Here is a 26,514-nt window from a genome sequence, read left to right on the forward strand (position 1 = left end):
CTAGGTTCCGGTCATGCTGGCCGAAGCCGAAGATGTGATCCGCGAACGAACCAGGCTCGCCTGCGCGGCGACCGGCGGGTGCGAGGTCTGGGAGGAGGACGGACTCAACGCGGTGCTGGCCACCGACCCCGCGCTCGGCTTCCTGCGCACGATTTCCGGGATCTCCGAGGAGACCCTGCCCGCGGCCGTCCGGCTCGCCCGCGACCCGCGCTGGCAGGGAACGCCGCCGGTCCTCGTGGTCCGGCCGGGTCTGTCCCCCGAGGCTGAAGCCGGTCTCCGGGAGCAGGGGTTCGTCCAGGACGGCGTCCGGATCGTCGCGATCCTGCCGCTGGACGGGATCACCCGGGCGGACGACCCGGACGTCGTGGACTCCCCCGACACTGGCGCGTTCCTGCACCTCCTGCTGGAGGGTTACGCGAGCGACGACGTCGTCACGGCGTTCATCGCGGCCGAGCACGCCGACCCCCGGATCCGGCGATCCCTGCTGCTCGAAGACGGCGTGCCGATCTCCGCGGCGGCCCTGAGTTCGCACGGTCAGGGAGTCCTCCTCGGCGGATCGGCCACGCCCCGCGAACATCGCGGCAAAGGCGCTCAAGCCCGGCTGCTCCGCCACGGTCTGGGCGTCGCCGCGGCGGAAGGACACCGCTTCGCCGTCGCGACCGCGGCGGAAGGCTCGCCGAGCGTGTCGAACCTGCGCCGCGCCGGGTTCGAAATCCATGTCCGCCAGGCCTGGCGCTGATCAAGCCCGCGTAAGTTTGCGGAGGCGGAAGGCCAGGACGAGCAGCACCACGCCGTACAGCAGGGCGTAGATCCCGACCAGCAGCGCGATGCCGAACGCGCCGGCCACCGGGTTGATCATGATCAGGATCCCGGCCAGCACCGAGACTGCGCCCGCCGCGATGAGGAAGGCCTCGCCCTCGATCTGCTTGCGCAGCCGGATCGCGGCGACGATCTCGGTGACGCCGGTGAAGATCGCCCAGAAACCGACCAGCAGGGCGAGCACGAGCACGGTGATCCCCGGCCAGAACAGGACCAGCAGACCGGCGATGATGCCGAGCGCGCCCAGCACCCCGTACGCGGCGCGATGCGCGGCGTCGCCAGGCCGGAACGCCTGCATCAGGCCGCCGACGCCGTCGAAGATCGCGTAGATGCCGTAGATGACCGCCAAGGCCAGGACGGTCGCGCCCGGCCAGATCAGCGCGAGCAGGCCGAACAGCACGGCCAGACCACCGCGGACGGCGAGGAGCGGCCAGGCCAGACGGGGTTCGATGGCGGTGAAACCGACGAGAGGCATTCTCCGGCTCCCTCTCTTGGTGGGTAAGGGAACCCAGTATCGAAGCGCCGGAGCACACCCGCCCGGCACACCACCCGTTCGGGGTGAAGGCCGGTGCGCGCCGCGACCGCCATCGCGGCGCGCACCGGGGTCTTTCTAGGGATACGCGACGAGGTTCGCCACGTTGGTGCCCGAATTGGACGGTCCGCCCCGGTCGTTGACGACCCGGCTGATGGTCCCGTTCCCGCCGAGGGAAACGGTGACCATGCTGCGGAACCTGACGTTCGGGTTGTTCGGCGCTTCGATCGCGCGATCCGCGACCACACTCGGATTCACGTTGAAGTAGCAGTAACTGCCGAGCCCGTACGCCTCGTGGTTCGTCACCGAGTTCGCCACCTTGTAGGCCGCGTAACCCCGCGTCGAGCCGTTCATCCAGGCGCCCTGGTTCGGCGGGTCGTACGGCATTTCGTTCTGGTAGAAGTAGGTCCGGCCGCGGTTGCCGTTCCAGATCGTCTGGTACTTCTGATAATGCTCGACGAACAGGCCGTACATCGTGACGTCGTCACCGTTCACGATCAGTCCGGTGTCGGCGGTGTTGGTGTTCCATCCGACGCCGCTGCCGTGGTCGGCACGCCAGATCCAGAGATGGTCGCCGATGACGTCGTCACTGTTGACCACCAGGCTGTTCGTGGCCTTGCCGACGCCCGCCCCGCCGATGCGGAAGAACACGTCGTGCAGCGAAGTCGGGTTGGCCGCGTGATCCTGCGCCGAATTTGCCGCACCGACCTCCATCAGCGTGTTCGAGTTCGTGGTGCCCGCGTCGATCAGCACACCGGCCACCTTGACGCCGTCGACGTCGGCCACCGTCATCGCGGTGATGCCGTTGTCGGGGATCAGTGTCGCCAGGCCGAGGCCGAGCACGACGGTGTCCGGCCGGGTCACCCGCAGCGTCTCGTTCAGGTGATAGACGCCCGGCGTGATCAGGAGGTCCTTGCCCTCGGCGAGGGCCGCGTTGATCTGCGAAGCCGTCGTGCCGGGCTTCGCGATGAAGAACCGGCTGATCGGCAGCGACGACCCCGGCTGGTTGGCGCCCCAGGTGATGCCCTGGGCGTTGGTCCGCACGGAGGGGACGAAGACCTGGTACGCGCCGGCGTTGTCGACATAGAGGTACGGCTTCTCCCGCACGACCGGCGTCGTGTTCACCGCGGTGTAGGGCGGGTTCGGGAAACTCGTCGAGGGCGCGCCGTTGACGCCGGCGAACACCATGTTCCAGTTGGAGCCGCTCCAGCTGCCGAACTGCGAGTTACGCGAGACCCACTGCTGTTGCGAACCCGACCGCACCTGGCCGTCGACCTTGACGTCGGACATCCAGCCGCCGCTGGACCAGCCGCCGTCGTCGAGCTGCAGGTTGCCGCGGATGTGCATGCGCCGGTAGGGCGCGGCCTGCGAAACGGCCCAACGGTCGGTGCCGCCGGCGGGATTGACGGACAGGTTTTCCGCGCCACGCCAGAAGTTCTGCGTCGCGTTGCCCTGGAACCAGTCGGCTTCCGCGTGCACGGCGCCGTTGATCGTCACGTTGTCCGGCGACAGCCCGAGCCCGAGCACCTGCGTGTAGAACCCGACGTTGACGTCGACGTTGTACGAGCCCGGCTTGAACAGCAACGCGGACCGTTGCGACCCGAACTGGTTGGTCTCCTGGCGCGAGAAGACGCTGTTGACCTGGGACTGGATCGTCGACTGCGACATCCCCGGGTCGAAGATGAGCACGTTCGGCCCGAGGTCGGGATTGGCGGTGCCGGTGACCGGCGTCAGCCGGAACGACTGCGCCCCGGAACCGTTGCAGGCGTACTGCTGCAGCTGCGCGCTGTCCGCCGTCGACGCCCCCGGGATGTCGAGGCACTTACCGCTGTTGCGGCTCACGAAGTGGTACGCCCCACCGGATTCCTCGACCGGCTGCCACTGCTGGTTGTTCCCGCCGCCGTAGGTCCACAGGTGGATCAGGCCCCCGTCGGCGGCCGACACGTCGGCGACGTCCCACACCTGCGCCGGGTTGTTGCGGGTGTTGACCCGGTAATACCCGCCCGACGTCGGCTGGAACTGCCACTGCTGCGAGAAGGACTGGTTACAGGCGTACTGCTGCACGACCGTCCCGTTCACCGACCCGGCGGCCCGCGCGTCCACGCACTTCCCGCTCCCGGTCGCCGAAATCGTGTACCAGGTATCGGGAATGATGGCCGCCTGTGCCGCCGGAGCCACCACTATCAGTGCTCCGACCAGGGAAAATAAGGCTAATAGCGCTGCTCTGGCCCTCATCAGGACCTCCTCCGCGTCATCGGGCAGGGCGAGCTGAGGCGGAGCCCAGTAAAGACGCGGCGTAGCGGGCGGGGACCTCGGCGTCACGATCGTCGAAAACGTAACGGGGGTCACACGCAGAGTCAATACACAACTAAAAATAAGTCTCAAAGATGCAGGTCGGCGGGGTTTTGACCCGGCAAGGCAGCATAGGGTGACCCCCGCGCATAGGGGCCTCGCGGACGGTGTAACGTATGTACACACGAGATGCGGGGTTCAACTCCGCTTCGGGGCTATGGCGCAGCTGGTAGCGCACCTCACTGGCAGTGAGGGGGTCAGGGGTTCGAGTCCCCTTAGCTCCACAATCACAAAGAACCGCCCACCTGGCAGCCTTGCCTAGGTAGGGCGGTTTTTTCGTTCTAGCAAATCTGGAGCACGCCGTCCTACCCACGCCAACGGGGGACATTTTCGGCATCGCAGTGGCTGACCAGTCAGAGCTTGACGTTGCGGACGGCAAGTGCCGCGATTCCTGGAGCGCCCCCAGGGGCTGCGTTGTCAGGCCTGGTTTCGGGGAACGACCCCCTGCCGTTGCCGCCGACGTTCAGATCGCCGGGGGTCGACGGCTGTTGGTGGACTTGCCGGTCAGGACCAATCGGTCGCGCAGGCCCGCTTCGCGACGAGGGCGCCGAGCATGGATTCGCTCTCACCGGCGGCGAAAAGTGTACCTACACCTACAAACCAGGCTACTCCAAGCGAGTGACAGATATTGGCCATCTGTCACATCGCGTGATGATCTTTGCTAGCGTCCGGGGAACCGACTTGAGGAGACTGGGCGATGGCAGGGGATCTCGGGCGACGGGCGGCCTTCGGAATGGCGGCGACCGCTGGTGGCGCGTTGCTGGCCGGTGGAACAGCGGGCGCGACGGAGTCCACTGTGGACTCCACGGTGGACGACAAGCGTCAGGTGAGCCCGTCGTTCACCGTGGTGGACAAGCGAGGGCGGCAGCGGTTCCTGCTCGACAGCCGTAAGCCGCCGCTGATCATCGACGGCCAGACCTACCCGCCCGAGCGGCGCTCCGGGCCGGAGAACGGCTCCTATCTGATCTTCAACGACGAGACCGGTGACGAAAAGGGCGGCCTGCTCGTCCATCCCACCGGCGGCCGCATCGCCTTCGACTATCCGCACGCGGTGGACGGGATCAACCTCAGCCTGTCCGCGAAGGACGGCGTGGGTGGCGCGGGCCTGACCATCAACGGCATTCCGGATCCCGACGCCGGGCCCAGCGTCCGCGCCACGCCGCGCGCGCTCTTCGGCTGCCACACCACCTTCGGCGCGCAGCTGGCGTTGTGCGATTCCCAAGGGCGTCCGCGAATCGTGCTCCAGGTAGACGAGAACGACCGGCCGACCATCAAGATCCTGGACGGGGACGGCAAAACGGTCAACGAACTGGCCTAGTACTCCAGTGGCAGGTTCGTGGTTTCGGCGCTCACACCCGGCCGGCTGCCTTCGTTCGTCACGTTCACCGGCGTCGCGATCACTCGAGCCGCAACACTCGTGCTGATCATGTTGATGCGGAACATACAATTATTGTTGCTTCCGCACACACCCGAGAGAGCGAGACGGCAGTCGGCTGGCGACTTCCTCGAAGACGCATGCCGCCACTGCGTGCTGCGTCGAAGCGGCACGATCCGCCAGTTCCGGCACGGCCAGTTGCAGGACCACCTAGCGCAGTCGAGTTCAGGCACCTGAGTGCAGATAGGCCGCCCATCGGCTTGGCAGCGCGGGCGTCGCGTCCCGCAGGACGCGTACGGCGTGGTGCAAGGCCAGCGCCGAACGAGCGGGGTCGGGCGGTGCCGAACCACCTGCGGTGAGGTCAGTGTAAAAGTCCTTGGCCACGTCGATGGCGGTCTGGTCGTTGATGGGCCAGAGCGTGCCGATGACGTTGCGATAGCCGGCGAGCTGGAAGGCGGCGGTGAGGTGGGTCGCCTCGTCGGCGTGCTCCTGATTCGTGTCGGTTGTGCTACACGCGGACAGATAGGCCAGTTGGGCGTGCCGCAGGTTCAGCCGCGTGATGGTGTGCAGCGTGAGCGGATCGGTCAGGTGATCGGGTAACAACAGTCGGCTCGCGGACGGATCGCGCAGGTCGGCGTAACCGTGGCAGGCGAGGTGGACGATGCCGTGTTCCCGCAACGCGTCGAGCACGGTCGCCCGGGTCGCCGTTGAAAGGACCGCGGCACCGGGGATCCGCTCGCGTAGGAGTTCGGCTTCCTGTGTGGCACCGGGCAACGGCGGGCTCTGCGGCGCGTCGGGCACGGTGACGACCGACGTGGACGGCGTCGGCGGGCCGTCGCGTCGGGCGTGGGCCAGCGCGCGGATCGTGGGCGTGTAGGAGCTGATGACGCGGTCCACCACGGAATCGGTGCCACGCCCAGACGCGTGCAGCGGAAGAGTCGTGACCACGCCGACCGGGCACCACCACACCCGGGGCCACGGCTCGCCCGCCGCGGGCGGGCCGGTGCGGCCGAGCCCTTGGAGCACAGGTTCGGTGATGGCGTCCCACGTCCAGGCGAGGACCTCCCGCAGCCGTGCCTGGGCCGTGCGCCGTGCCCGCACAGGTTGCTCTCGATCGAGGGCGACGCCCAATGCTGTGCGGAATACCTCTGTCTGCCGCACGACCTTGGCCCTGGTGACTGCGGGCAGGTCCACGACGAGCACCGGCTCGTCGGTGCCGTCGCCTTCGTCACGGAGGATCAGGGCGTGCCCGGATTCGTCGGCGACAACTGAGACGATCGGGCCCTGGTCCGCGTGCGTGCGAAGCTCGGCGACGGGCGTCGGCCTCTGGAATCCCGCCAAACCGGGCTGTTGCCGGATTTCGGCGAGGAGTTCGTCCCAATCCCGGCTGAGGTCCGCGCGGCGGGTGGCGAGCTCACGCGGGTGCCGTCCCGTCGTGTCGCGGTGCTCGCCGAAGGACGGCGACGTGATCTCGTGGTCGGCCGCGTTGATCCCCTCGCGCAGCCGGTCGAACCGGGCCAGCAACTCGGGTGCCGCTTGCCGCAGTTCCGCGACGTCCTCGCGAGTGTCGAGCGTTCCCGCGAACACCACGCCTCGGGTCTGTTCGAGCAGTTCGACCGCGAGGCCCGGCTGACCGGCCGCGACGGCGACCGCCGCGGCCGTCGCGGGCAGCTTGTGCGCGGCCGCGACCCGGTGCTCCCGGTCGGCGCGGTCCACGTCCCGCAAACCCAGCTGCGGCAACAGGTCCGTGGCGAGTCGGATCATCGTCAGCGCATGCCGGTGGCGGCCGAGGCTCAGATCCGCCTGCGCGGCTCGCCGCGCCGCCTCGATGCGCTGGTCGACCGGCGCAGCGCTCATTTTGGCGATCGCCGTGTTGGTGGTCAAGAACTCGCGCAGCGAGACGCGGTCGTGCGTACGTTCATGCATGAGCTGCAGCAGGTCGGCGAGGTCGGCCAGGTTGATCGCACGATCGGGGTGGTTGGTCGGGGTACCGGCCACCGCCTGCCGTGCGTACTCGGTGGACTCCTTCAGATCCAGCACGCTGTTTCCGTTGCCACGCAGGAAAACCGCGCGCAAGGCACTGCTCAGGTAGGAGAGGTGCTTGCCGCGGTCGGGGTGGTCCTTGGGTGCGGTGCCGACCAGATCGCGCGCGACCGCGAGCGCCTCGTCGAGCACCGACTGCTCCGGCGTCGTGTCGTACTGGAGCATCAACGCGCGGTAGAGCAGGGTGAGCCGAGTCAGGTACGCCGGGTGGTGCACCGGGGTGGCCACCACAGCCTTACGGCTTTCCCTTACCGCTTCGGCCGCAGTCGGTGTGTCGTTCGTGCGCCTGGCCAGGTGGGTCAGCGCACCGCCGAGCACGGCCTGGGTCTGTACCCACTCGGCGTCATCCGCCCGGAGCCCTCCGATCGCTCGCCGGGCAAGGGCAACGGCCTCCCGCGCCATGGCCAGGTCGCCGGTACGCTCGGCGAGCACCCGCAGCACATCGGCCAGGTTCCCTTGGTAGGACTCGGCTTCCCTGCCGAACTCCACGGCTTCCCGCAAGGCGTCGACGTCACCGGTCAGCTCGTAGCGCCGCTTCAGGATGAGCGCGAGCAGGTTCGACCTGGCGGCGTCCGGTGATGCTGCCCGCGTGATCCGCAGTGCTTCGTCCAGCAGGGCCAGGTCGCCGTCGCGACCGGACACCTGCCACAGCACCGTGGCCAGATCCACTTGACGGGCACCGGATCGCGGGTCGTCCAACCGGGTGAATTTCACGAGCAGGCGAGCTGCCGCGACGGCGTCGCGCAGGGTGGGTAGGTCATCGGTCAGCTCGTATTCGCGGCGCAGCGCGGTCACCAGCTCGGGCAGCCCGGCGGCCGGCGCGGTGTCTTCGGGTGCCGACGGGTAGAGCGCTGACAGCGCCTGCTTCAGGAGCCGGGGGTCGAACTCTGTCGTTACCAGGAACAGCCGCGACAACAGCCGCCGGAGGTCTTCGTGGTATCGGCTCTCGTGCACTTCGACCGCCGCCCGGTAGGCCGCGATTGCCTCGCGCAGCACGGAGATCTCGGTCGTCCGCTCGAACAGGCGTGCCAGCGCGGCGGCCAGTTCGGCGACGCAGCCCGCGCGTCCCGGGTCGTTGCGTGGCATGGCCTCCAGTTGCCACCGAAGGTACATGACAGATCCGCGGAGGCTCTCTTCGTTCTCGTCCATCAGGCCCACAAGCGTGCGAGGATCATGACATGGAGGATCTCACGCCAGTGCTGCGGCGGGTCGGCCAACTCTGCGCCACCCTCGAATCGGACACCGAACTGCGCGACGAGCTCGAACTCGGGGGCTTCCCCGGCGAGGGCTGGGACGAGCTGGCCGAGGCCGTCAAAGCCGGTTCTCCGCAACTGATGATCGCGCTGCTCGACGCCGTGGAGCAGGCCGCCGTGGCCGCCGGAGTGGACGGGGTCACCCATCCGACACGCGAGTTCCGTCCGCTGCCAGGCGGTCTGCCGGAGTTCCGCGCCATTACCGGCTGGCGGTGTCCGCACACCCACCGATGCGGCCGCGTCCACCCGGCCACCGACCCGGGCAACGTGCAAACGTGCGCGGTCACCGGTGACTCGTTGACCTGGATCTCGGTGGACAGCAGGTGATCGCCTTCCTCGAACAGCTCGGCGGGAAGATCGTCGATCGGTGGCTCACGCGCCTGCTGCTTCCGGGCCTGCTCTGGTTGAGCTGCGCGGTGGTAGCCACACAGTTGGGCTGGGCACACGCGATCGATCCGCACGCGGTCGAACCACTGGCGAAAAGCCTTGCGGGGCAACGTTCTACGGCACAGGCCGGGCTGCTGATCGCAGCCGTGTCGGGTGGCGGTGCGGTGGCCGGGCTCGCCGCGATCGGTCTTGCGGTGGTGCTCCGCCGGGCCTGGACGTCGCCCGGGCGCCTGGTGCCGGCCCGGTGGCTGCGGCAGTGGCGCATACGCCGGTGGGCGGCGGTCAACCGCGCCGCGAACCAGGTCCGGCTCGACGCCCTGAACACCATCGCCGATTCCGCCACCACGATCGGGCCCGAGTACAGCCGCGCGTTGGCCCGCCGCGACTCGATCGGCCTCGAACCACCGGAACGGCCGACGTGGATCGGCGACCGGTGGTTCGCGACCGGCCTCCGGGTCCGCCGCGCGTACGGCCTCGACCTGACGGTCGTGTGGCCGCGGCTGTGGACGATCGTGCCCGAGACGCTCCGCGGTGACATCGCTGTGGCCCAGCTCGCGTACAAGGAAGCGAGCACAACCGTTGCGTGGTCGGTGTTCTACGGCGTCGTCGGGTTGTTCTGGGGACCCGCGCTACTCATCGCGGCCGTCATCGCGGTCACCGGCATTCGGCAGGCGCGCGACGCCACCAGGAACCTGTGCGAGCTGGTGGAGTCCGCGTGCGACCTCTACGGCGAGACGCTGGCCGAGCGGTTGCGCGTCCCGTGTCCGAATCCGCTCGGTGCCGAGACCGGCCAGGAGATCAACGCGCTGCTGCGGCGCAAGGACCTCCCACTGACGTGACGGCGGTCAGTGCAGCCAGTCGCCGATGCGGTCCCAATACATCTCGATGTGCCGGGCCGCGTTCCGGTAGTCCCGGCCGAGTTCCAGCACCCGCTGGTGCACTTCCCGCATTGCTCGGATACCGCCCTTGCCGTTGAGCTTGTGCCCGGCGGCCCTGATCTCGGCCACGTCGCGGATCCAGTCCTCCAGCGGCTCGGCCGAGAACGCCATCGAGTCCAGGAATCTTTCGTCCAGCACCAGTTGCTTCTGCTCGTCGGTCAGGTATGCGTACTGCCGCACGCTCGACTCGGCCGCCGCGGCCAGCCGCTTGGCCAACTTGGTGGTCTCGTCGTCCCGGGCGTTGCCCGGCGACGCCGTCACGGGATCGTTGGCGCCCAGGATCACCTTCAGCATGACCTCCGGCGAGCGCAGGTGCTGTCCGCACTCCTGGCACCAGATGCTCGGCGGCAGCGTGATGTAGTGCCCGCAGTCCCGGTTCGGACACATGGTCGAGATGGTGCTGCCGGGCTTGACCGAGTCCAGCGTGAGGTTGACGCTCGACCCGCACTTCGGGCAGTGGAACGAGAACGGACCGGCGGGGCGCGGCAGCTGCTGCGCGCAACCGGGGCAGGAACCCGGGGGCGGGTCGAAGTCGCCGCCGTTGCCGGCGAACCGGTCCTCCAGTTCCTCGTTCACGTACGGCACCAGCCATGCGCAGGTGTCACAGACCAGTTCGGCGTCGAAGGAGAAGGAGAGCCGTTCGCAGGACGAGCACCGCAGCACCAAGTCGCCTTCGCGCCGGATCAAGGCCACGATGTCCGCCACCGCGCCCGGCCGCTGCTCGTCGAAGCAGGCCGGGCACACCGGGCGAACCGCGTTGCAATCCTTGCCGTGGTGGACGAACGCGCACCGGCCTGCGTGCCCGCACGAGCCGTCGTGAGGTGCGTGCGGGCAGTCCGGCCGTACTGTCGGTGAAGGTCGCGGCGGATCGGCGGTCAAGCCTTGGCGGATCGCCGCCGTGTCCAGGACCGTACCGTCGTCGCGGAACTCGCAGAACGCGTCGGTGGAATACAGCTTGTCGTTGGCCTTGCGGCCTTCCCAGAAGGTGACACGGGCCTTGAGCCCCATGCTCGCCACTCGCCGTAGGGCCTGCTCGGCCGCGTCCGCCAGCTCGTTCTCCGGCACGTCCACGACGCCGAAGGTGCCCGCGAGGGGAGCGCCAGTGTGGGCCTCCCGCAGGGTCGCCCAGTCCGACCCCCGGACCGGGAACACCTGGACGAGGAAGGTGTAAGCAGGCATGCACCCAACGTATCGGAGATCAGCCGGTGAGTCCCGGCGTTACCGGAGAAAGCTCAGCGGCGGCCCCGACCGCGTTGCAGGTCTCCCCGTTTCACCAAGGTGCCGTGATGCGGAAGCAGGGCAGGTGCGCGAAACGCGCGCTCGCGCCGAGGGATATCAAGGAAAGGAGACGAGGGGGCGTGTCCCGCAGCAACCGGCACTGCGCTCACTCGGCCACCGCCACGACGCGGGGTCAGCCGGACCAGGTTCGCGGCCCACTTGTATGAATCTTGTACGAGCTTGACGAATCTTCGATCGGACCGCGAAACCCAACGAAGGCGAGTGCTCATGCCGGAGCAAGTGCACCCTGATGTCGTCGGATCCCCGTTCTCTCGACGTTCGCTGCTGCGTACCGGTGGTGGTCTCGCCGCGACGACGGCGCTTCTGGGCGCCGGCGCGATGTTCGCCGGGCCGGCTTCGGCGGCGATCACCGCGTTGCCGGTATCCCAGCGTTTCAATCTCACCGAGCCGTCCTACGACGAGTTCCGCAGCAAGATCCTGCACGAGTCGCATCACGTGATGCAGGGCTTCGCCTTCGACAACCAGAACGTGCGCATCTTCATCGTGAACGCCCGCAATGGCGGGACCGGGGACGACCTGTGCGTCACCCAGGTCAACTTCTCCGGGGAGATCCAGGGCTCGATGCATCTCAGCAACGCCGGGCACGGTGTGTCGATCGGCGTCGAACCGGTGGGCACCGACTCCTACATCTGGATGGAATGCGACTCGGACGGGCCCACCGGCGCCGGCCGAGGGACCGCGTTGGCCAGGTTCAAGTTCGTCAACGGTGGCACGCCGTCCGTGAAGAAGTTCCTCACCGGCAGCGACACGATCACCTGTGCCACCGATCCGATCACCAAGCGGATCGCGGTACGCCGCAAGGAAGGCGGCAAGCTGTTCATCAGTGTCTATCCACTCGCGCGCGCCGCCGCCGGCGACTTCAGCGCACCGCTGGCGCACTTCGCGCAGCCCGCGCTGGCCGACAATCCGGTGACCTTTCAGGGATATACCATCTACGGCCAGTATCTGTACACATTGGACGGTACGGGCCACGCGAACCCCGCCGACATCAACTCCTACGTCACGTGCATCGACATGAACACCGGCAAGGTGAAGAGCCGCGCGCTGACCAAGGCCGGGAAGTCGCTCGTGTTCCGTGAGCCGGAGGGCCTCGGGATCTACCGGAGTCTCGCCGGGGAGACTCGGTTGTACATGGGTTTCGGTTCGCGCAGCAGCATGGACCATCCCAACCGCTACGCGAACCTGTTCTACAAGAACGTCCTCATCGACTGAGGCCAGGTAGGCACGAAATTCTTCAATGCGCAAATCCACCCGAGGGCATAAAATTGTTCGGTCCGCAAATTCGACCGAGGGCATGTATTTCCTTCGGCTGCAACAGTTTTGACAAGAAACACCAAGCTTGACAGCGTCGTGAACGCTTGCTTATGGTCGCTCGGTTCCCACCGATCGATATCCGAAGGTGTTCATGACCGCGCCTGCAACGTTGCCGAAGTCAAGGCAGCGGTTGATTCTTTCCGTTCTCATGGTTTGTTCGCTGCTGATCTGGCTGGACAATACCGTCCTGAGTACCACGCTGGAGACCCTTTCCGACCCGGTCCGCGGATTGGGGGCCGATCCCAGTGAGCTGCAATGGGCGACCGGTTCGTACACCCTGACCTTCGCCACCTTGATGTTCACCGCAGGTGCCTTGGGCGATCGGTTCGGTCACCGGACGGTGTTTTCCAGTGGCTTGGTGATTTTCGCCGGGTCCTCGCTGTGGGCGGCGTACGCAAGCGATCCGGGCCAGCTTATCGCGGCTCGAGCTGTGATGGGGGTGGGCAGCGCGCTGATCACGCCCGCCATGTTGGCCATCCTCATGTGGACCTTCACCGGTCCCGCGCGGGCTGCCGCGATCGGCATTTTCTCGACGTCGGCCGGTGTCGGAATGGCTGCCGGACCGGTACTGGCGGGGTTCCTGCTCGATCATTTCCGGTGGGGCTCGGTCTTTCTGATCAATGTTCCGGTCGCGGCCTTGGCCTTGGCCGGGCTCGTCATGCTGGTTCCGAATTTCCGCAGCCCCACTCCGCGACCATGGGACCCCGCTGGAATGGTGCTGTCGATCAGTGGGCTCGCGGCGTTGGCCTACGGACTGATCCGGGCGGGGCAGGTGGCTGCGTGGAGTAGTCCCGATGTCTGGGCGCCGATCGTGGTCGGCCTCGTTCTGCTGGCCGTTTTCGTACTCGTCGAACTGCGTATCAAGGTGCCCAGCTTCGATCCGCGACTGCTCGCGCAACGCGCCTTCGGTGGCGGCAATGTGGCGCTTGGATTGCTGCTCTTCGCCGTAGCAGCCATCACCTTCTACAACGCGTTCTACCTGCAAGGCGCGCTCGGGTTTTCGCCGATGGAGGCGGGTTTGGCCACTGTCCCGACCGCACTCGGCGCGCTCGCGGGGGCGCCCTTGCCTCGCGCCTGGTTCGCCGCCTGTCGCTCCGTCTTGTCACCGTGCCGGCGTTGACCGTGGCCGCGCTGACCATGGGCGGGTACGGGTTCCTCGGACTGCAGACTCCCCTGGTCTGGATCGAGATCCTGTTGCTGATCCAAGGTCTCTCGATCGGCATGGTGATCGGCCCCGTTACGGCCGCCTTGATCAGCGACCTGCCGTTGGATCAGGCCGGTGCGGGATCGGCCGTCACCAACACCGTGCGGCAAACCGGCAGCGTGATCGGAATCGCGGTAGGCGGCTCGATCATGTCGATCGTGTACCGGCGTGCGATCGAACCTTCGCTGGAGGGTGTACCCGGTCCGATGCGGGATCAGGCGGGAGTTTCCGCCGAACAGGCCCGCCACGTCGCCACCGCCCTCCACCGGCCCGCTCTTGCTCAGGCTGCCGACGATGCGTTCATCCATGCCATGCACGTCGGCGCGGGCTGGATCGCGGTCATCGCACTCCTCGGAGCGGTTGTGCTGCTGACCGCCTTGCCTGCCGGGGGTCTGCCAGGCCACCGGCGCGCCTGAACACGAAGAAGCCCAGGCCATGTGGCCTGGGCTTCATCTTGCGCCTCGTACCGGTGCACCAAGGTCCCCGTGGTGTCCCACTGGATTTGGAGGTCGGGAGAACCAGCGAGCCGACGGGTGGTCCCGTCGGGTGACCACACCAGCCCCTTCTCGGTCACCACGGTGCCCGCGTTGTCGATGCCGATCGCGACATCGTCGGCAACGCTGATGGACGTGCTGACCGGAGCGTTCACGTCGACGAGTTCATCGTTGCGCCAGAGCAGCAACTTTCCGTCGGCTACCTGACCGGCCAGGTAGCCGTTCGAGCCCGTGGCCCACACCGCTCCGCCCGTCGCACCCGGCGGCATCGGCAGATCACGCCACCAGCCGGCCGAAGTTGCCCGGGTCCCCGCCGGCGTTGCCTACCCGTTACAAAAGCCCGCGGCCCGGCGTGTCTATAGCGATTTGTGCGCATTTCTGTCAGCCCCGTAACAACTTTCGATCTCCTTGCGCCCTACGGGTGAGGTGTCGCGTTCTTTCCGGTCCCTGCGCAGGAGGAGTTCGTGTGATGGGTTCTCGTCGTCCGTTGTCCCCGCGAAAAGCACTGTTCTCACCAAGAGCACTGTTTCCCCGAAGATCAAGGCGAGCGCTGGCGGCGGGGGTGGTCGGGCCGCTCGTCGGCGCCCTCGCGGTCGCGCTCGTCGCCGCGGCGCCCGCCGAAGCCGCGGTGCCCGCCGGTTTCACCGACACGGTGGTGATCGGCGGGCTCAGTTCGCCGACGTCCACCGCGTTCGCGCCGGACGGCCGGGTGTTCATCGCCGAGAAGAGCGGCCTGGTCAAGGTTTTCGACTCGCTCACCGATACGACGCCGACGGTCTTCGCCGACCTGCGTCCGCAGACCCAGGACTTCTGGGACCGCGGTCTGCTCGGGCTGGCGGTCGATCCCGCCTTCCCCACCAGGCCGTATGTCTACGTCTCCTACACCCTCGACGCGGTGCCCGGCGGTCCCTCGCCGAGATGGGGTGACGCCTGCCCGACCCCACCGGGCGCCACTGACAAGGGTTGCGTCGTCACCGGCCGCGTCTCGCAGCTGACCATGGGTGCCGCCGGTACTGCCGTCAGCGAGAAGCCGCTGGTCACGGGCTGGTGCCAGCAGTACCCCAGCCACTCGATCGGCTCTCTCGCCTTCGGACCGGACGGCGCGCTGTACGCGGGCGGCGGTGACGGTGCCAGCTTCAACTTCACCGACTACGGCCAGGTCGAGAATCCCTGCGCCGATCCGCCCTCGCCCGCCGGGACGAACCTCGCGCCGCCGACGGCCGAAGGCGGCGCGCTGCGTTCGCAGTCGCCGCGACGGCCCGCCGGGCAGCCCGTGCTGCTCAACGGCACGTTGCTGCGCATTAACCCCGACACCGGCGAAGGCGTGGCAGGCAACCCCTTCGCGAGCAGCGCCGACGCCAACGCCCGGCGCGTGATCGCCTACGGAGCGCGGAACCAGTTCCGGTTCGGCTTCCGGCCGGGCACCAGTGAGCTGTGGGCCGGCGACGTCGGCTGGGACACCTGGGAGGAGATCAACCGCGTCGCCGACGTCGGCGACGGTGTGGCGGAGAACTTCGGCTGGCCCTGTTACGAGGGCGGCGCCCGGCAGGCCGGTTACGACGGCGCGAACCTCAACCGGTGCGAGTCGCTGTACACCTCCGGCGGGCAATCCGCGCCGTACTACGCCTACAACCACGGTGCCAAAGTGGTGGCGGGCGATGCCTGTCCCACCGGCGGCTCTTCGATCAGCGGCATCGCCTTCGAGTCCGGGAGCAACTATCCCGCCGCGTACTCCGGCGCGCTGTTCTTCGCCGACTCCTCGCGGGGGTGCATCTGGGCCATGCAGACCGTCGGCGGCCAGCCGAGCGCGACCCGTCTGGTGCCGTTCGTGACCGGCGTCAACATTCCGGTGCAGGTGCTCACCGGTCCGGGTGGCGACCTGTTCTACGTCGCGCTGGGCAGCGGCGAACTCCGTCGCGTGAGCCATCCCGGCGGCGCCAACCGGCCGCCGGTCGCGGTGGCCACGGCGACCCCGCCGAGCGGGCCGGCGCCGCTGACGGTCCAGTTCGACGGCACCGGCTCCACCGACCCGGACGTCGGGGACACCCTGTCCTACGCCTGGGATCTCGACGCCGACGGTGCCTATGACGACTCCGCGGTCTCCCGTCCGACTTGGACCTACACGACGGCCGCCGCCGTCGACGTCGGACTGCGGGTGACGGACTCCCCAGGGGCGAGCGCGACCACGACGGTGCGGGTGACCGTCGGCAACCCCCAGGGCCTCGATCCGGTGCCGGTCATCGACAACCCGACCGGGACGCTGACCTGGTCGGTCGGCCAGACGGTGCCGTTCTCCGGACGCGCGGTCGACGCCCAGGACGGCCAGCTACCGGCGTCGGCGCTGTCTTGGCGGCTCGCGATCCGGCACTGCGCGGCCAACGGCACCTGCCACACGCACAACGTCCAGGACTACCCCGGCGTCGCGTCCGGCTCGTTCGTCGCGCCGGACCACGAGTACCCGTCGTACCTTCAGCTGACCCTCACCGCGACCGACTCGAGTGGCCGCACCGGCTCCAAGACCGTCGACCTCCAGCCGAAGACGGTCACGCTGAACTTCGCCTCCAGCCCCGATCAGGCGATGCTCACCGTCGGCGGAACCCAGCAGCGCACGCCGTTCTCCCGGACGGTGATCGCCGGATCCACCAACTCGATCAGCGCGAACAGCCCGCAGAACCTGCCCCCGCTCAACCTGAAGTACGCCTACACCGGCTGGGCGCACGGCGGCGCGCGGACACAGAACATCGTCGCGCCGGGCACGTCCACCACCTACCAGGCGAAGTACCGGCTCTGCTGGCTGTTGCAGCCCTGCTGAACCGTCGCCTTGAGCTCCACCCTCACGAAGAACCGCCCCGCCTTGGCCACTTTGCCAAGGTGGGGCGGTTTTCGTGTTGTCTCACCAGGAGAATCGGCCGTGGCTCACAGGTCCGCCTTCAGCGTCGCGTTGGCGTCCTTGACCAGAACCATCACGTCCTGATGGCGATCCCACGCGGCCTCGTCGTACCCGGCGAGGCGCAGGTCGGGCGCTTCCAGCGCGCGTTGCACCGCCCAGCCTGGCGAGCTGAGCGAGATGCCGTACCCGTCGTTGCCGGCGTAGTCGTTGTAGCCGAAACCGCAGGCCTTGTACGCGGCGAGCACGCGGTCGGTGGCACGCGCGTCCAGTCCGTAGTCCTTGCCCGCCTCGGCGCGCATCGCCATCCGGCGGCCGTGCGTGGTGACCACCGCGACACCGCCGGGAGCCAGCGCGCGCGAAAAGTAGCGCAGCAGCGGGCCCCAATTCGGGGCATCGAGATGGGTGAGCACCGAACCGCACCAGAGCAGGTCCACGTCGGTGACCTGCTCGATGTGGTCGACGTCCGGGGCGCCGATGACCGCCCGCGCGCCGAACGCCTCGGCGCAGCTCGCCAGCGCCGCCGGGTCCATGTCGCACGCGATCAGCTCGGTCGACGGGAAGGCCGCGTGCAGCGAGCGCAGCACTCGGCCGTAGCCGCACCCGAAGTCCAGTAGCCGCTGGGGTTCCGGCCGTCCGGTGACCTGCAGGGCGGCGAGTACCGCGCGCAACGCGTCCTTGGACACGCTGAAGTAGTGCTCGGTGTTGTTGCCGGCGAACATGCTGTCGCCGTCGGCGATCGTGGTGTTCACTCCGGCCATCACGCGCGCGACAGTCTCGTCCAGCGTCTCGCTCATCCGTCAACCCCCTGTGGTCAGCCCTCGCACGGCAACGGCTTCGGCGAGCGGGCCGGCCAACCGTAGCGAACGGCCGGCCACCTGCCGTCGTGGCAGGTGGCCGATGCCCGGTCAGGAGCGGAAGAACGTCCGCAGGTCCTCGGCGAGGACGTCCGGGCGCTCCATCGCCGCGAAGTGCCCGCCGTCGGGGAACTCCGACCAGTGCACGATGTTCGAGTTGTCCCGCTCGGCGAAGGTCCGGATCGTCTTGAAGTCGTCCGAGAAGACCGCGACACCGGTGCGCGACGGGTTCACCGCCGGCTCGTGCCCCGCCTTCGCCTCTTCGTAGTGGTAGCGGCCGGCGGTCGCCTGGGTGTTCGTGAACCAGTAAAGCGAGACCTGGGTCAGGATCTGGTCCGTCGTGACGAGACTCGTCCCGTTGCCGAAGTTGTTGAACAGTTCGCTGTACGCGAGCTGCCCGACCGGCGAATCGGCGACGGCGGCCCCGATGGTCTGCGGGCGCGTCGCGTTCATCTGGTTGTAGCCGCCGACGGACTGGAACCACTCGAGGTGCTGGAGCGCGGCGTAGTCCTCCGGCTGGAGCTTCTCGAACTCCGCCGGGTCGCCTGAGGGGAAGGAGAAGAGCTGCAGCACGTGCAGGCCGAGGAAGCCCTCCGGCTGCATGAGCCCGAGCTCGCGGGAGATCATCGCGCCGCCGTCGCTACCGTGCGAGCCGTACGAGTCGTACCCGAGACGTCGCATCAGCTTGTCGAACGTCTCCGCCGCCTTCCGCATGGTCCAGCCGCGGCCGGTGAGCGGCATGCTGTAGCCGAAGCCGGGGATCGACGGCACCACGACCGAGAACGCGTCAGCGGCGTCACCACCGTGCGCGACCGGGTCGGTGAGCGGGCCGATCAGATCTAGGAAGTCGGCGAACGAGCCCGGATAGGTGTGCAGCAGCAACAACGGGGTCGAGTTGTCCTCTTGGGACGGAACGTGGATGAAGTGGACGTTCTGCCCGTCGATCTCGGTCAGGTAGTGGGGGAACTCGTTCATCCGCGCTTCCTGCGCGCTCCAGTCGAACTTCGTCCGCCAGTAGTCGACGGTCTCGCCGAGATAGCTGTTCGGGGTGCCGTACTCCCAGTCGTCGGTGGGAGCCGGCTGCGGCAGCCTCGTCCGGGCGAGGCGCTCGTTGAGGTCGTCCAGGTCGGCCTGGGGGACCTCGATGCGGAAGGGGCGGATCTCGCTGTTGTTCGTCATAAAACAGACTCTAGGAGGTATATAGGCCCATTAGCTTCCTATATAATTCCTCGATGTTGGAAACTTCGTCCCGGCTGCTCGCCCTGCTGGCCCTGCTGCAGTCACGACCGGCGTGGCCGGGCTCTGAGCTGGCCGAACGGCTGGACGTCAGCGGGCGGACGATCCGCAAGGACATCGATCGGCTGCGCGAGCTGGGCTATCCGATCGAGGCCGTGCGCGGGCCCACCGGGTACTACCGCATGGGCGCCGGGGCGAAGCTGCCGCCGTTGCTGCTCGACGACGAGGAAGCGGTGGCGGTCGCGATCGGGCTGCGGGCCGGCCGCGGGGTCACGGGTATCGAAGAGAGCGCCGCGCGGGCGTTGACGAAACTCGAACAGGTGCTGCCCCACCGGCTGAGGCGGCAGGTGACCGCGGTGCACGAAGCGGTCACGGAAGGCCCGGCGAACACCGGTACCAACGTGGCCGATCCGGTGGTGGACGCGGCGGTGCTGACGACCATCGCGGCGGCCGTCCGGGACTCGGAGCTGCTCCGGTTCGACTACCGGGCCCCGGAACGCGAGGACGACGCGCCGCGGCGCAACGACACCTCGGCACCGTTCGGGGAGTGGCCGGTGCTGGTGGAGCCGTACCGGCTGGTGAGCTGGGAACGGCACTGGTACCTCGTCGCACGGGGCCCGGAGACCGGCGAGTGGCACACGTACCGGGTCGACTGGATCTCGCTGCGGATGGCGACCAACCGCCGCTTCACGCCGAATCCGTTGCCGGGCGGGGACTACACGAGTTTCGTCCTGCGCGATGTGGCCACCGCGGGCTGGAAGGTGCACGTCCGGGTCACCGTGCTCGCGCCCGCGCAGGATGTGCTGGCGCGGATCAACCCGGCCGTCGGCGTGGTCGAGGCGGTGGACGAGTCGACGTCGGTACTCGTGACCGGTGGGGACAGCCTGGAGATCATCGCGGTCTACGTCGGAATGCTCGGTCTCGACTTCCACGTCACTGAGCCGCCCGGCCTGGTCGAGCACGTCCGGGCGCTCGGCGAGCGCTACCTCCGCGCCGCCGGGTGAGGCACTATGGCGACCATGTCCGCTCTCGACACGTTTCTCGCGGCCCTGCCGATCACCGGTGTGAACGTCCGAGTCGGGTCGCCGGGAAACTGCGGCGGAGTCATGCTCGCCTTCATCGACATCGCCGCGGCATCGGACTACCAGTTCGTCGACGCGACGCCACCGAACGAGGACCAGGAACTGGCCGACTTCTGCGTGACGAACGTGCGGATCGGCATCGACGACGAGCTGCGCGCGCACTTCGGCGCGTTGCCTCCGATCGAGGTCACGGTGAACCGGGTGTCGCCGCACCCGGCCGACGCCAACGAGTCGAACAATCAGCGGGCGGGTTCCCACGCGGTGCGGGAAGCCCTGCGCCGCGCAGGCCTGGCCGACCTCGTGCCCTGACGAACGCGGAACTCAGGCGTCCGGATTCACCTGATAGCCGGGCAACGGCCCGAAATCGGCCTGGTGCTCCTCATACGACCAGTCTTCCGGCTGCTCCGGACCGGTCGGCTCGACCCAGCCCTCCGGCCGCGCCGGGTCCAGATGCGCCTGCGGCAAGAGGCGACGCAGCTCCGCCTCGGTCGTCGCCATCAGCACGGGCCGCGCGTCCGGGAACGAGCCGACGCGCCAGTACTCGCCCGTCCGCTTCAGGACCACCACGGTCAGGGCGCCCGCCGTCGCCGGTACCCGGCCTTCGAGCACCGCGTCGTCCTGCGTCGAGACCAGATACACCTCACCGTGGTCGGACACCCTGCGCCGCGCGTTCAGGTGCCCGTGGCTCTCACCGGCCCACCTGACCACGTCCGACTCCGACAGCCCCGGCGACTGCCATGGATCTGGCTCGCTCTCGCCACTCGCGGGAACCCTGCCCTCCGGGCGTGCCGAGGACTTGTGCGCATTCGGTAGCAGCTCACGTATCCGCGCTTCGGTGGTCGCATGGAGGACGGGCTGGGCGTCCGGGAACGAGCCGATGCTCCAGTACTCGCCGGTGCTTTTCAGCACCAGCACCGTCAGCCCGCCGTACGCCGTCTGCGCGGTCCCGTCGAAGACCCCGTCCGCCTGGGTCGACACGTGGAACGCGTCCCCGGCGTCGGCCACCCGCCGCCGCGCGTGCCGCCACCCGTAGGTCGCCCCCGTCCACGCGACGACATCGGCCTCCACCACCGGAGCCTCGCGGGACGCGCGTTGGAACCAGTTCATCAACCCGTCAACCGTTCCCTCGGAATCGCCCCGGCCGCCGTCCGGTCGACCGGGACTCTGCACGGGTGATGCTGCCACGTTGGCGGTTCCGCCGGCCGGTGCGCAGGCGGCGGTTTCGCGTGACTGGAGAGACGACACGCGTGTCCAGACGGACGGTGAGCGTGTTCAGACGGACGACACTGGGTGGAAGCCCGGCGGCCGGGCAGGCTAGTTTGCTCGGGTGAGCCTTCTCGATGATGTGGCCGAGCGCGACGGCTGGCGCTGCTGGGTGTGCGACGAACCGGTCGACCCCGACATGTCGGTGAACGACCCGCGAGGGCCCAGTGTCGACAGCCGGACCGCCGACCGGAAGGCCAAGATCGCCGAGCGGCTCGCGCACCGCGGGTGCAACACCCGCAAGGGCGCGGTCAAGGTGGTCATCGCCTGGCCGGACAGCCTGCACGTGGTCGAACCCGCGCCGCTGATCACCGTCGCCGGACGGCTGGAGCGCAAGGGAGGCCGCGAAATGGTGGCCCGCTGCCCGACCAAGCAGGACGCGCAAGAAGCGGCGGACTGGCTGGTGGACCGGTTCTCCCGGCTGGTACCGGGACTGCCGGTGACCGCCGCCATCGAGCCGGGTGGCGGCCAGTTCCTCGTCATCCTGGCCGCCGGCCGCCGCTGACCGTGCCCTTCGGTACCCGTCTCCCGGTTCGGCGGGCATGATCTCCCCCGCGTAGTAGGGGAAGCGCTCTCAGCGATGGTAAAAAGGCATCGTGGTGAATCCGCTGATCGCCGAACGTCAGGACTCCACCAAGGGCCACTCCGGTGTTCCGTTGCTGGAGTCGGCGAACGATCTCAAAGAGGGTATCGAGAAAGGCGACTGGGCCGCGGTCGCGATGGGCGCCGTCGGGACGGCTCTCGACGCGCTTTCGATGGCCATGGATCCCTTCGGGTCGATCCTCGCCGCGGGTGTGGGGTGGCTGCTGGAACACGTCGGCCCGCTCTCGGACGCACTCGACGCCCTGACCGGTGACGCGGATCAGATCAAGTCACAGGCCGAAACCTGGTCCAACGCCGCCAAGGAACTCGGCGCCATCGGCACGGATCTGTCCGGCATGGTCGAGGCCGATCTGCAGTCGTGGACCGGGGACGCCGCCGACCAGTACCGGGGGCGGACCAAGGACATGGTCGACGTCCTCACCGCCGCGCAGAAGGGCTGCGAAGGCGCCTCCAGCGGAGTCAAGACCGCGGGCGAAGTCGTCGCCGCCGTCCGCACCCTCGTCCGCGACATCATCGCCGAACTCATCGGGCACCTCATCAGCTGGGCGCTGCAAGTGCTGTTCACCCTCGGCATCGGCCTGACCTGGGTGGTGCCGCAGGTCGTGACCGCGGTCGCCAAGACAGCCTCGAAGATCGCCGACATCACCACCAAGCTCGTCAAGGCGCTCAAGGCCCTGATGCCGCTGCTCAAGAAAGCCGACACGCTCTTCGACGACGCCGCCAAGGCGATGCGCAAGATCCAGGGCGGCAAGGTGGACGCCCCGCCGCCCGTCAAGACCAAGGGCGACGGCGACCGCGGTCTCGACACCAAGAAGGACAAGGACGACGAGTCGACCACCACCTCCGGTGCCGACGGCAACGGCAAGCACGACGGCGGCTCCGACAAGGGTGGCAACAACACCAACGACAAGAACACCACCAAGAACGACAACGACCAGACGAACGCCAGCGGCACCGGCAACGGCGGCACCCGCGACCGGGGCGGCGCCGGCAACGACACCACCAAGAAGAACGGCGACGGCGACCGCTCGGGGTCACCGGATTCCAAGACCTACTGCGGTGACCCTGTGGACGTCGCGAGCGGCGAGGTCGTCATGACCCAGGTCGACGTGACACTGCCCGGAGAAGCGGCGGACCTGGAGATCTCCCGCACGCATCTGTCGTCCTACCGGGCCGGCCGATGGTTCGGTCCATCATGGACGTCCACTTTGGACCAGCGGTTGGAGTTCGAGGGCGACCGGATCCGGTTCTATTCCGAAGACGGCATGGTGCTCGACTATCCCGTCCCCGCAAGGGAACCCGTGCTGCCGGTGCAGGGCCCGCGCCACCGGCTGCACCGCACGCCGGACGGCTACCGGCTGTCGATCGGCGATCGACAGCTGCATTTCGCCGGCACCGGAGGCATCCTGCCGCTCACGGCCATCGAGCAGGGCGGCGGCCGCACCGAACTCGACTACGCCGATGACGGCACGCCCACGAAGCTCCGCCGTGACGACGGCGTCGAGCTCGCGATCAGCACGGCGAACGGGCGGATCGTCGCGCTCGGGGCTCCGGAGCAGGCACCGCTGGTGCGCTACTCGTACAACCGGCACGGCCAGCTGAGCACCGTCACCGACTTCGCCGGCCGCCCCATGGCACTCGACTACGACTTCGGCCACCGGCTCGTCGGCTGGCAGGACCGCACGGGCACCTGGTACCGCTACGTCTACGACGACGACGGCCGCTGCGTCCGTGCCGTGGGCGCGAACGGTTACTACAACGCGACGTTCGTCTACGAGCCCGGCACGACCCGGCACACCGACGCCGTCGGCCACACGTGGACGTACCGCCTCAACGACGCCAAGCAGGTGGTCGAACGCCTCGACCCGCTGGGCAACTCCCGGCGCTACGCCTGGAACCGGCGCGACGAACTACTGTCCCAAGTGGACGAACTCGGCCGGGAGACCGGCTTCGAGTACGGCGAAGACGGCGAACTGGTGGCCGTCACCCGCCCCGGCGGAGCCACGGTGCGGGTAGCACCGGCCACCGACGGCGAGGTACGGCTGCGGGCCGGCGACGGCGAACTCGAAATCGAGCGGGTGGTCCCCGTGTTCGACCCGGCCACCACCCTCACCGGCGCCGGGATGGCGGTGGACGTCCCCGACGCGCCCGACCCGCTCGACGACGACCCCGTGACGGACCGGACGGCTCGCCCCGGCGATCGCGACCTGTTCGGCCGCCCTCGCCTCGTGCACACGGCTTCCGGCGCCACGGCGAAGCTCGGCTGGACGACCGACGGCCGCCGTGCCTGGCGGCTCGGCCCGAACGGCGATCGCGAGACGTGGGTGCACGACGCGGAAGGCCAGGTCGTCGAGCACCGCGACGCGGCGGGCGCCGCGCGGCGCCGCAAGTACGGCCCGTTCGGCCTCGTCATGGAGGAGACCGACGCCGCGGGTGCGCGCACGCTCTTCACCTACGACGGCGAGCTGCGGCTCACCTCGGTGACGAACCCGAGCGGCTTTACCTGGCAGTACGTCCACGACGCCGCCGGCAGGCTCGTCGAGGAGATCGACTACGACGGTCGCCCGATCACCTACGCCTACGACGCGGCGGGGCAGCTGCGCCGGATGACCAACGGCCTGGGCCAAGCGACCGAGTACGACTACGACCTCCAGGGCAACATCGTGCGACGGCGTACCCCTGACGGCCTCACGCAGTACCAGTACGACGCGCTCGGCAGGTTGACCGTCGCCGAGAACGCCGAGTCGCGAGCCGAGATCCTCCGTGACGGCGATGACCGGATAGTCGTCGACACGATCAACGGGCTCGGCGTGTGCTGGCGCCACGACGGCGAGTCGCTCGTCCGCCGCACATCGTCCGGAGTGGACAGTGAGTGGCGCTTCACCGGGTCGGGCCTGCCACGGTCCGTGCGGATCGCCGGCCACGAAGTCGAATTCGCCTACGACGACGCCGAACGGGAGATCACGCGCAGCGTCGACGGCACCGTGGTGCTCCGGCGGCGCTTCGACGCGGAAGACCGGCTCGCCGAAGAGGACATCGCGGGCGTCGGGCTCCGCACCTACGGCTACCGCCCGGACGGCAGGCTCGCCGCGGTCGGCGACGCGATCCGGCCCTGGCTGCTTTCCTTCGACAACGCCGGCCGGGTCAGCGAGGCGCGCGGGCCCGCCGGCGTCGAACGGTTCACCCACGACGCGGCGGGCAACATCACCTCGGCGGTGACGCCGTCGCTGCCGGGACCGCGGACCTACCTGCGCAACCAGCTCGTCTCCATCGGCGAAACCCAGTACGGCGCCGACGAGCAGGGCAGGGTCACCGGCCGGCGCGACGCCGACCGATCGTGTGTCTACGAGTGGGACCACCTCGACCGGCTGCGCTCCGCGCGCACCTCCGACGGCGCGCTCTGGACCTACCACTACGACCCGCTCGGACGTCGGTTCGCCAAGCGCCGCTGGACGACCGGCCCGGACGGCGACCCCGAGCTCACCCTCGATGTCCGCTTCCTGTGGAGCGAGATGAACCTCGTCGAGCGGATGGAACACGACCCCGCCGACGGGTCCACCCGGTTCCTCACCTGGGAACGTTATGACGACGATCGCCCCGTCGTGCAGATCGAGCACACCGGCGCCGTCGACGAGGCCCTGTTCCGTGCCGTGATCACGTCGCCCGCGGGAACACCGACCGAGTTGCTCGACGAAAAGGGCGCGCTGGTCTGGCAGGACCGCAGCAGCTTCTGGGGCGTGCCCCTGCCCGGCGCCGACACCGCGACGATGCCGCTGGCGTTCCCCGGCCAGCACCGCGACGAGGAGACCGGGCTGCACTACAACGTCTTCCGGTACTACGACCCCCAGACCACGCGCTACCTCAGCCAGGACCCGCTCGGGCTCGCCGCCGCGCCCAACCCCGTCGGCTATGTCGAGCAGCCACTGCTCACCGGCGACCCGCTCGGCCTCACCGGCCGCTGCGGCAGGAGCGGGCCGGGCAGGCAGACGCGGCCCCAGCCGGTCGGCGCGAGGGGACAGCAGCGGCCACCGCGAAGGAGCCCGAGGGGGCACCAATACCGCGTCGACAAGATGTCCAAAGAGGAGTTCGACAAGTTCAAGCCGAAACTCGACGACATGCTGAAGGCCGACAAGCATTTCTTCTGGTCCGGCGGCACCATGAAGCGCAAACGCGGGGAAGCCGACGAGTACCTCGGCTCGGTCGAGGACAAGGCCACCGCGATCGCGAAACAAAACGGCGGTAACACGCTCGAAGGGACCCTCCGGGACAACGGCGTGCGGATGCCCGGCTGGATCAACAAGCCCGACGACCCGAACAAGCCGCTCGTCCAAGAGAAATGGGACCACGTCTCCGAAACCTTCGCCAAGAACTCCAACAAGGACACTCACGTCGTCTTCCCCAGCTGGCCGGGCAAGGAGCACGACATCTACCCGCACCGCCGCGAGGACAACGTATGGAAGGTGACCGAGTACCCGAGGCTTCACGCAGGTGGTATCGACAACATCACCAAGCACAACGCCGAAACCGGCCACACACGTCCCTATCGGCATACCGACTGAGACGAGCACGCCACCGC

At 68.4% G+C, this 26,514-nt stretch carries 20 protein-coding genes and 1 tRNA gene; 13 read left to right on the forward strand and 8 right to left on the reverse strand.

All coding sequences use genetic code 11. From position 1 onward, the window contains the following. Positions 1 to 13: 13 nt before the first annotated feature. A complete protein-coding gene (locus ACLJRL_RS25515) occupies positions 14 to 739 on the forward strand; it encodes a hypothetical protein (RefSeq protein ID WP_410658795.1) in 726 nt (241 codons plus the stop codon). Here ACLJRL_RS25515 and ACLJRL_RS25520 read toward each other — a convergent pair whose 3' ends face one another. Next, positions 740 to 1,294 carry an HdeD family acid-resistance protein gene (locus ACLJRL_RS25520; protein ID WP_410658796.1) on the reverse strand — a complete coding sequence of 185 codons (555 nt, stop codon included), beginning with the start codon at positions 1,292 to 1,294 and terminating at the stop codon, positions 740 to 742. A 135-nt stretch (positions 1,295 to 1,429) separates the two neighbouring features. Then, entirely contained in the window at positions 1,430 to 3,586 is a 2,157-nt protein-coding gene (locus ACLJRL_RS25525) for an RICIN domain-containing protein (RefSeq protein ID WP_410658797.1), read from the reverse strand. A gap of 268 nt (positions 3,587 to 3,854) precedes the next feature. Here ACLJRL_RS25525 and ACLJRL_RS25530 point away from each other — a divergent pair. Next, a tRNA-Ala gene (locus ACLJRL_RS25530) sits at positions 3,855 to 3,927 on the forward strand. 473 nt (positions 3,928 to 4,400) lie between these two features. Beyond that, complete coding sequence (locus tag ACLJRL_RS25535; RefSeq protein WP_410658798.1) at positions 4,401 to 5,021, forward strand: hypothetical protein; 621 nt, start codon at positions 4,401 to 4,403, stop codon at positions 5,019 to 5,021. Here ACLJRL_RS25535 and ACLJRL_RS25540 read toward each other — a convergent pair. Both ACLJRL_RS25540 and ACLJRL_RS25545 read right to left on the reverse strand, forming a co-directional pair. Further along, on the reverse strand, positions 5,018 to 5,146 hold the full coding sequence (locus ACLJRL_RS25540) for a hypothetical protein (RefSeq protein WP_410658799.1): 129 nt from the start codon (positions 5,144 to 5,146) through the stop codon (positions 5,018 to 5,020). The genes ACLJRL_RS25535 and ACLJRL_RS25540 overlap by 4 nt on opposite strands. 157 nt (positions 5,147 to 5,303) lie before the next feature. Next, positions 5,304 to 8,207 carry a CHAT domain-containing protein gene (locus ACLJRL_RS25545; protein ID WP_410658800.1) on the reverse strand — a complete coding sequence of 968 codons (2,904 nt, stop codon included), beginning with the start codon at positions 8,205 to 8,207 and terminating at the stop codon, positions 5,304 to 5,306. A 92-nt stretch (positions 8,208 to 8,299) separates the two neighbouring features. On the opposite strand from ACLJRL_RS25545, the gene ACLJRL_RS25550 reads away from it, so the two are divergent. Further along, positions 8,300 to 8,701: a hypothetical protein gene (locus tag ACLJRL_RS25550; protein WP_410658801.1), complete on the forward strand. Its 402-nt coding sequence runs from the start codon at positions 8,300 to 8,302 to the stop codon at positions 8,699 to 8,701. Then, entirely contained in the window at positions 8,698 to 9,600 is a 903-nt protein-coding gene (locus tag ACLJRL_RS25555; protein WP_410658802.1) for a hypothetical protein, read from the forward strand. The genes ACLJRL_RS25550 and ACLJRL_RS25555 overlap by 4 nt, the downstream gene beginning before the upstream one ends. A gap of 6 nt (positions 9,601 to 9,606) precedes the next feature. Here ACLJRL_RS25555 and ACLJRL_RS25560 read toward each other — a convergent pair whose 3' ends face one another. Then, positions 9,607 to 10,878, reverse strand: a complete 1,272-nt coding sequence (locus ACLJRL_RS25560; RefSeq protein WP_410658803.1) for a hypothetical protein — start codon at positions 10,876 to 10,878, stop codon at positions 9,607 to 9,609. 327 nt (positions 10,879 to 11,205) lie between these two features. On the opposite strand from ACLJRL_RS25560, the gene ACLJRL_RS25565 reads away from it, so the two are divergent. The 4 genes from ACLJRL_RS25565 to ACLJRL_RS25580 all read left to right on the forward strand — a co-directional run bounded on the left by ACLJRL_RS25565 (position 11,206) and on the right by ACLJRL_RS25580 (position 16,822). Continuing rightward, on the forward strand, positions 11,206 to 12,210 hold the full coding sequence (locus ACLJRL_RS25565; RefSeq protein ID WP_410658804.1) for a teichoic acid biosynthesis protein C: 1,005 nt from the start codon (positions 11,206 to 11,208) through the stop codon (positions 12,208 to 12,210). Between the two features lie 193 nt (positions 12,211 to 12,403). Beyond that, complete coding sequence (locus ACLJRL_RS25570) at positions 12,404 to 13,432, forward strand: MFS transporter (RefSeq protein WP_410658805.1); 1,029 nt, start codon at positions 12,404 to 12,406, stop codon at positions 13,430 to 13,432. Beyond that, positions 13,429 to 13,932, forward strand: coding sequence for a hypothetical protein (locus ACLJRL_RS25575; RefSeq protein ID WP_410658806.1), 504 nt, complete (start codon positions 13,429 to 13,431; stop codon positions 13,930 to 13,932). The genes ACLJRL_RS25570 and ACLJRL_RS25575 overlap by 4 nt, the downstream gene beginning before the upstream one ends. A gap of 640 nt (positions 13,933 to 14,572) precedes the next feature. After that, positions 14,573 to 16,822: a PQQ-dependent sugar dehydrogenase gene (locus tag ACLJRL_RS25580; RefSeq protein ID WP_410659054.1), complete on the forward strand. Its 2,250-nt coding sequence runs from the start codon at positions 14,573 to 14,575 to the stop codon at positions 16,820 to 16,822. A 104-nt stretch (positions 16,823 to 16,926) separates the two neighbouring features. Here the strand turns inward: ACLJRL_RS25580 and ACLJRL_RS25585 are convergent, their stop codons facing one another. Further along, a complete protein-coding gene (locus tag ACLJRL_RS25585) occupies positions 16,927 to 17,694 on the reverse strand; it encodes a class I SAM-dependent methyltransferase (RefSeq protein ID WP_410658807.1) in 768 nt (255 codons plus the stop codon). A gap of 111 nt (positions 17,695 to 17,805) precedes the next feature. After that, positions 17,806 to 18,933 (reverse strand): epoxide hydrolase family protein, encoded by a 1,128-nt coding sequence (locus ACLJRL_RS25590; protein WP_410658808.1) that lies wholly within the window; start codon positions 18,931 to 18,933, stop codon positions 17,806 to 17,808. A gap of 53 nt (positions 18,934 to 18,986) precedes the next feature. Here ACLJRL_RS25590 and ACLJRL_RS25595 point away from each other — a divergent pair, with 53 nt between their 5' ends. Both ACLJRL_RS25595 and ACLJRL_RS25600 read left to right on the forward strand, forming a co-directional pair. Continuing rightward, positions 18,987 to 19,994: a helix-turn-helix transcriptional regulator gene (locus ACLJRL_RS25595; protein ID WP_410658809.1), complete on the forward strand. Its 1,008-nt coding sequence runs from the start codon at positions 18,987 to 18,989 to the stop codon at positions 19,992 to 19,994. 15 nt (positions 19,995 to 20,009) lie between these two features. Further along, on the forward strand, positions 20,010 to 20,381 hold the full coding sequence (locus ACLJRL_RS25600; RefSeq protein WP_410658810.1) for a hypothetical protein: 372 nt from the start codon (positions 20,010 to 20,012) through the stop codon (positions 20,379 to 20,381). Positions 20,382 to 20,393: 12 nt separating this feature from the next. Here the strand turns inward: ACLJRL_RS25600 and ACLJRL_RS25605 are convergent, their stop codons facing one another. Continuing rightward, positions 20,394 to 21,179, reverse strand: a complete 786-nt coding sequence (locus ACLJRL_RS25605; RefSeq protein WP_410658811.1) for a hypothetical protein — start codon at positions 21,177 to 21,179, stop codon at positions 20,394 to 20,396. 220 nt (positions 21,180 to 21,399) lie between these two features. On the opposite strand from ACLJRL_RS25605, the gene ACLJRL_RS25610 reads away from it, so the two are divergent. Both ACLJRL_RS25610 and ACLJRL_RS25615 read left to right on the forward strand, forming a co-directional pair. Continuing rightward, positions 21,400 to 21,840: a hypothetical protein gene (locus ACLJRL_RS25610; RefSeq protein WP_410658812.1), complete on the forward strand. Its 441-nt coding sequence runs from the start codon at positions 21,400 to 21,402 to the stop codon at positions 21,838 to 21,840. 91 nt (positions 21,841 to 21,931) lie between these two features. Then, on the forward strand, positions 21,932 to 26,497 hold the full coding sequence (locus ACLJRL_RS25615; protein ID WP_410658813.1) for a DUF6531 domain-containing protein: 4,566 nt from the start codon (positions 21,932 to 21,934) through the stop codon (positions 26,495 to 26,497). Positions 26,498 to 26,514: the final 17 nt, after the last annotated feature.

Origin of the sequence: Amycolatopsis sp. lyj-112 (assembly GCF_046549055.1) — a bacterium.
Classification (GTDB): domain Bacteria; phylum Actinomycetota; class Actinomycetes; order Mycobacteriales; family Pseudonocardiaceae; genus Amycolatopsis.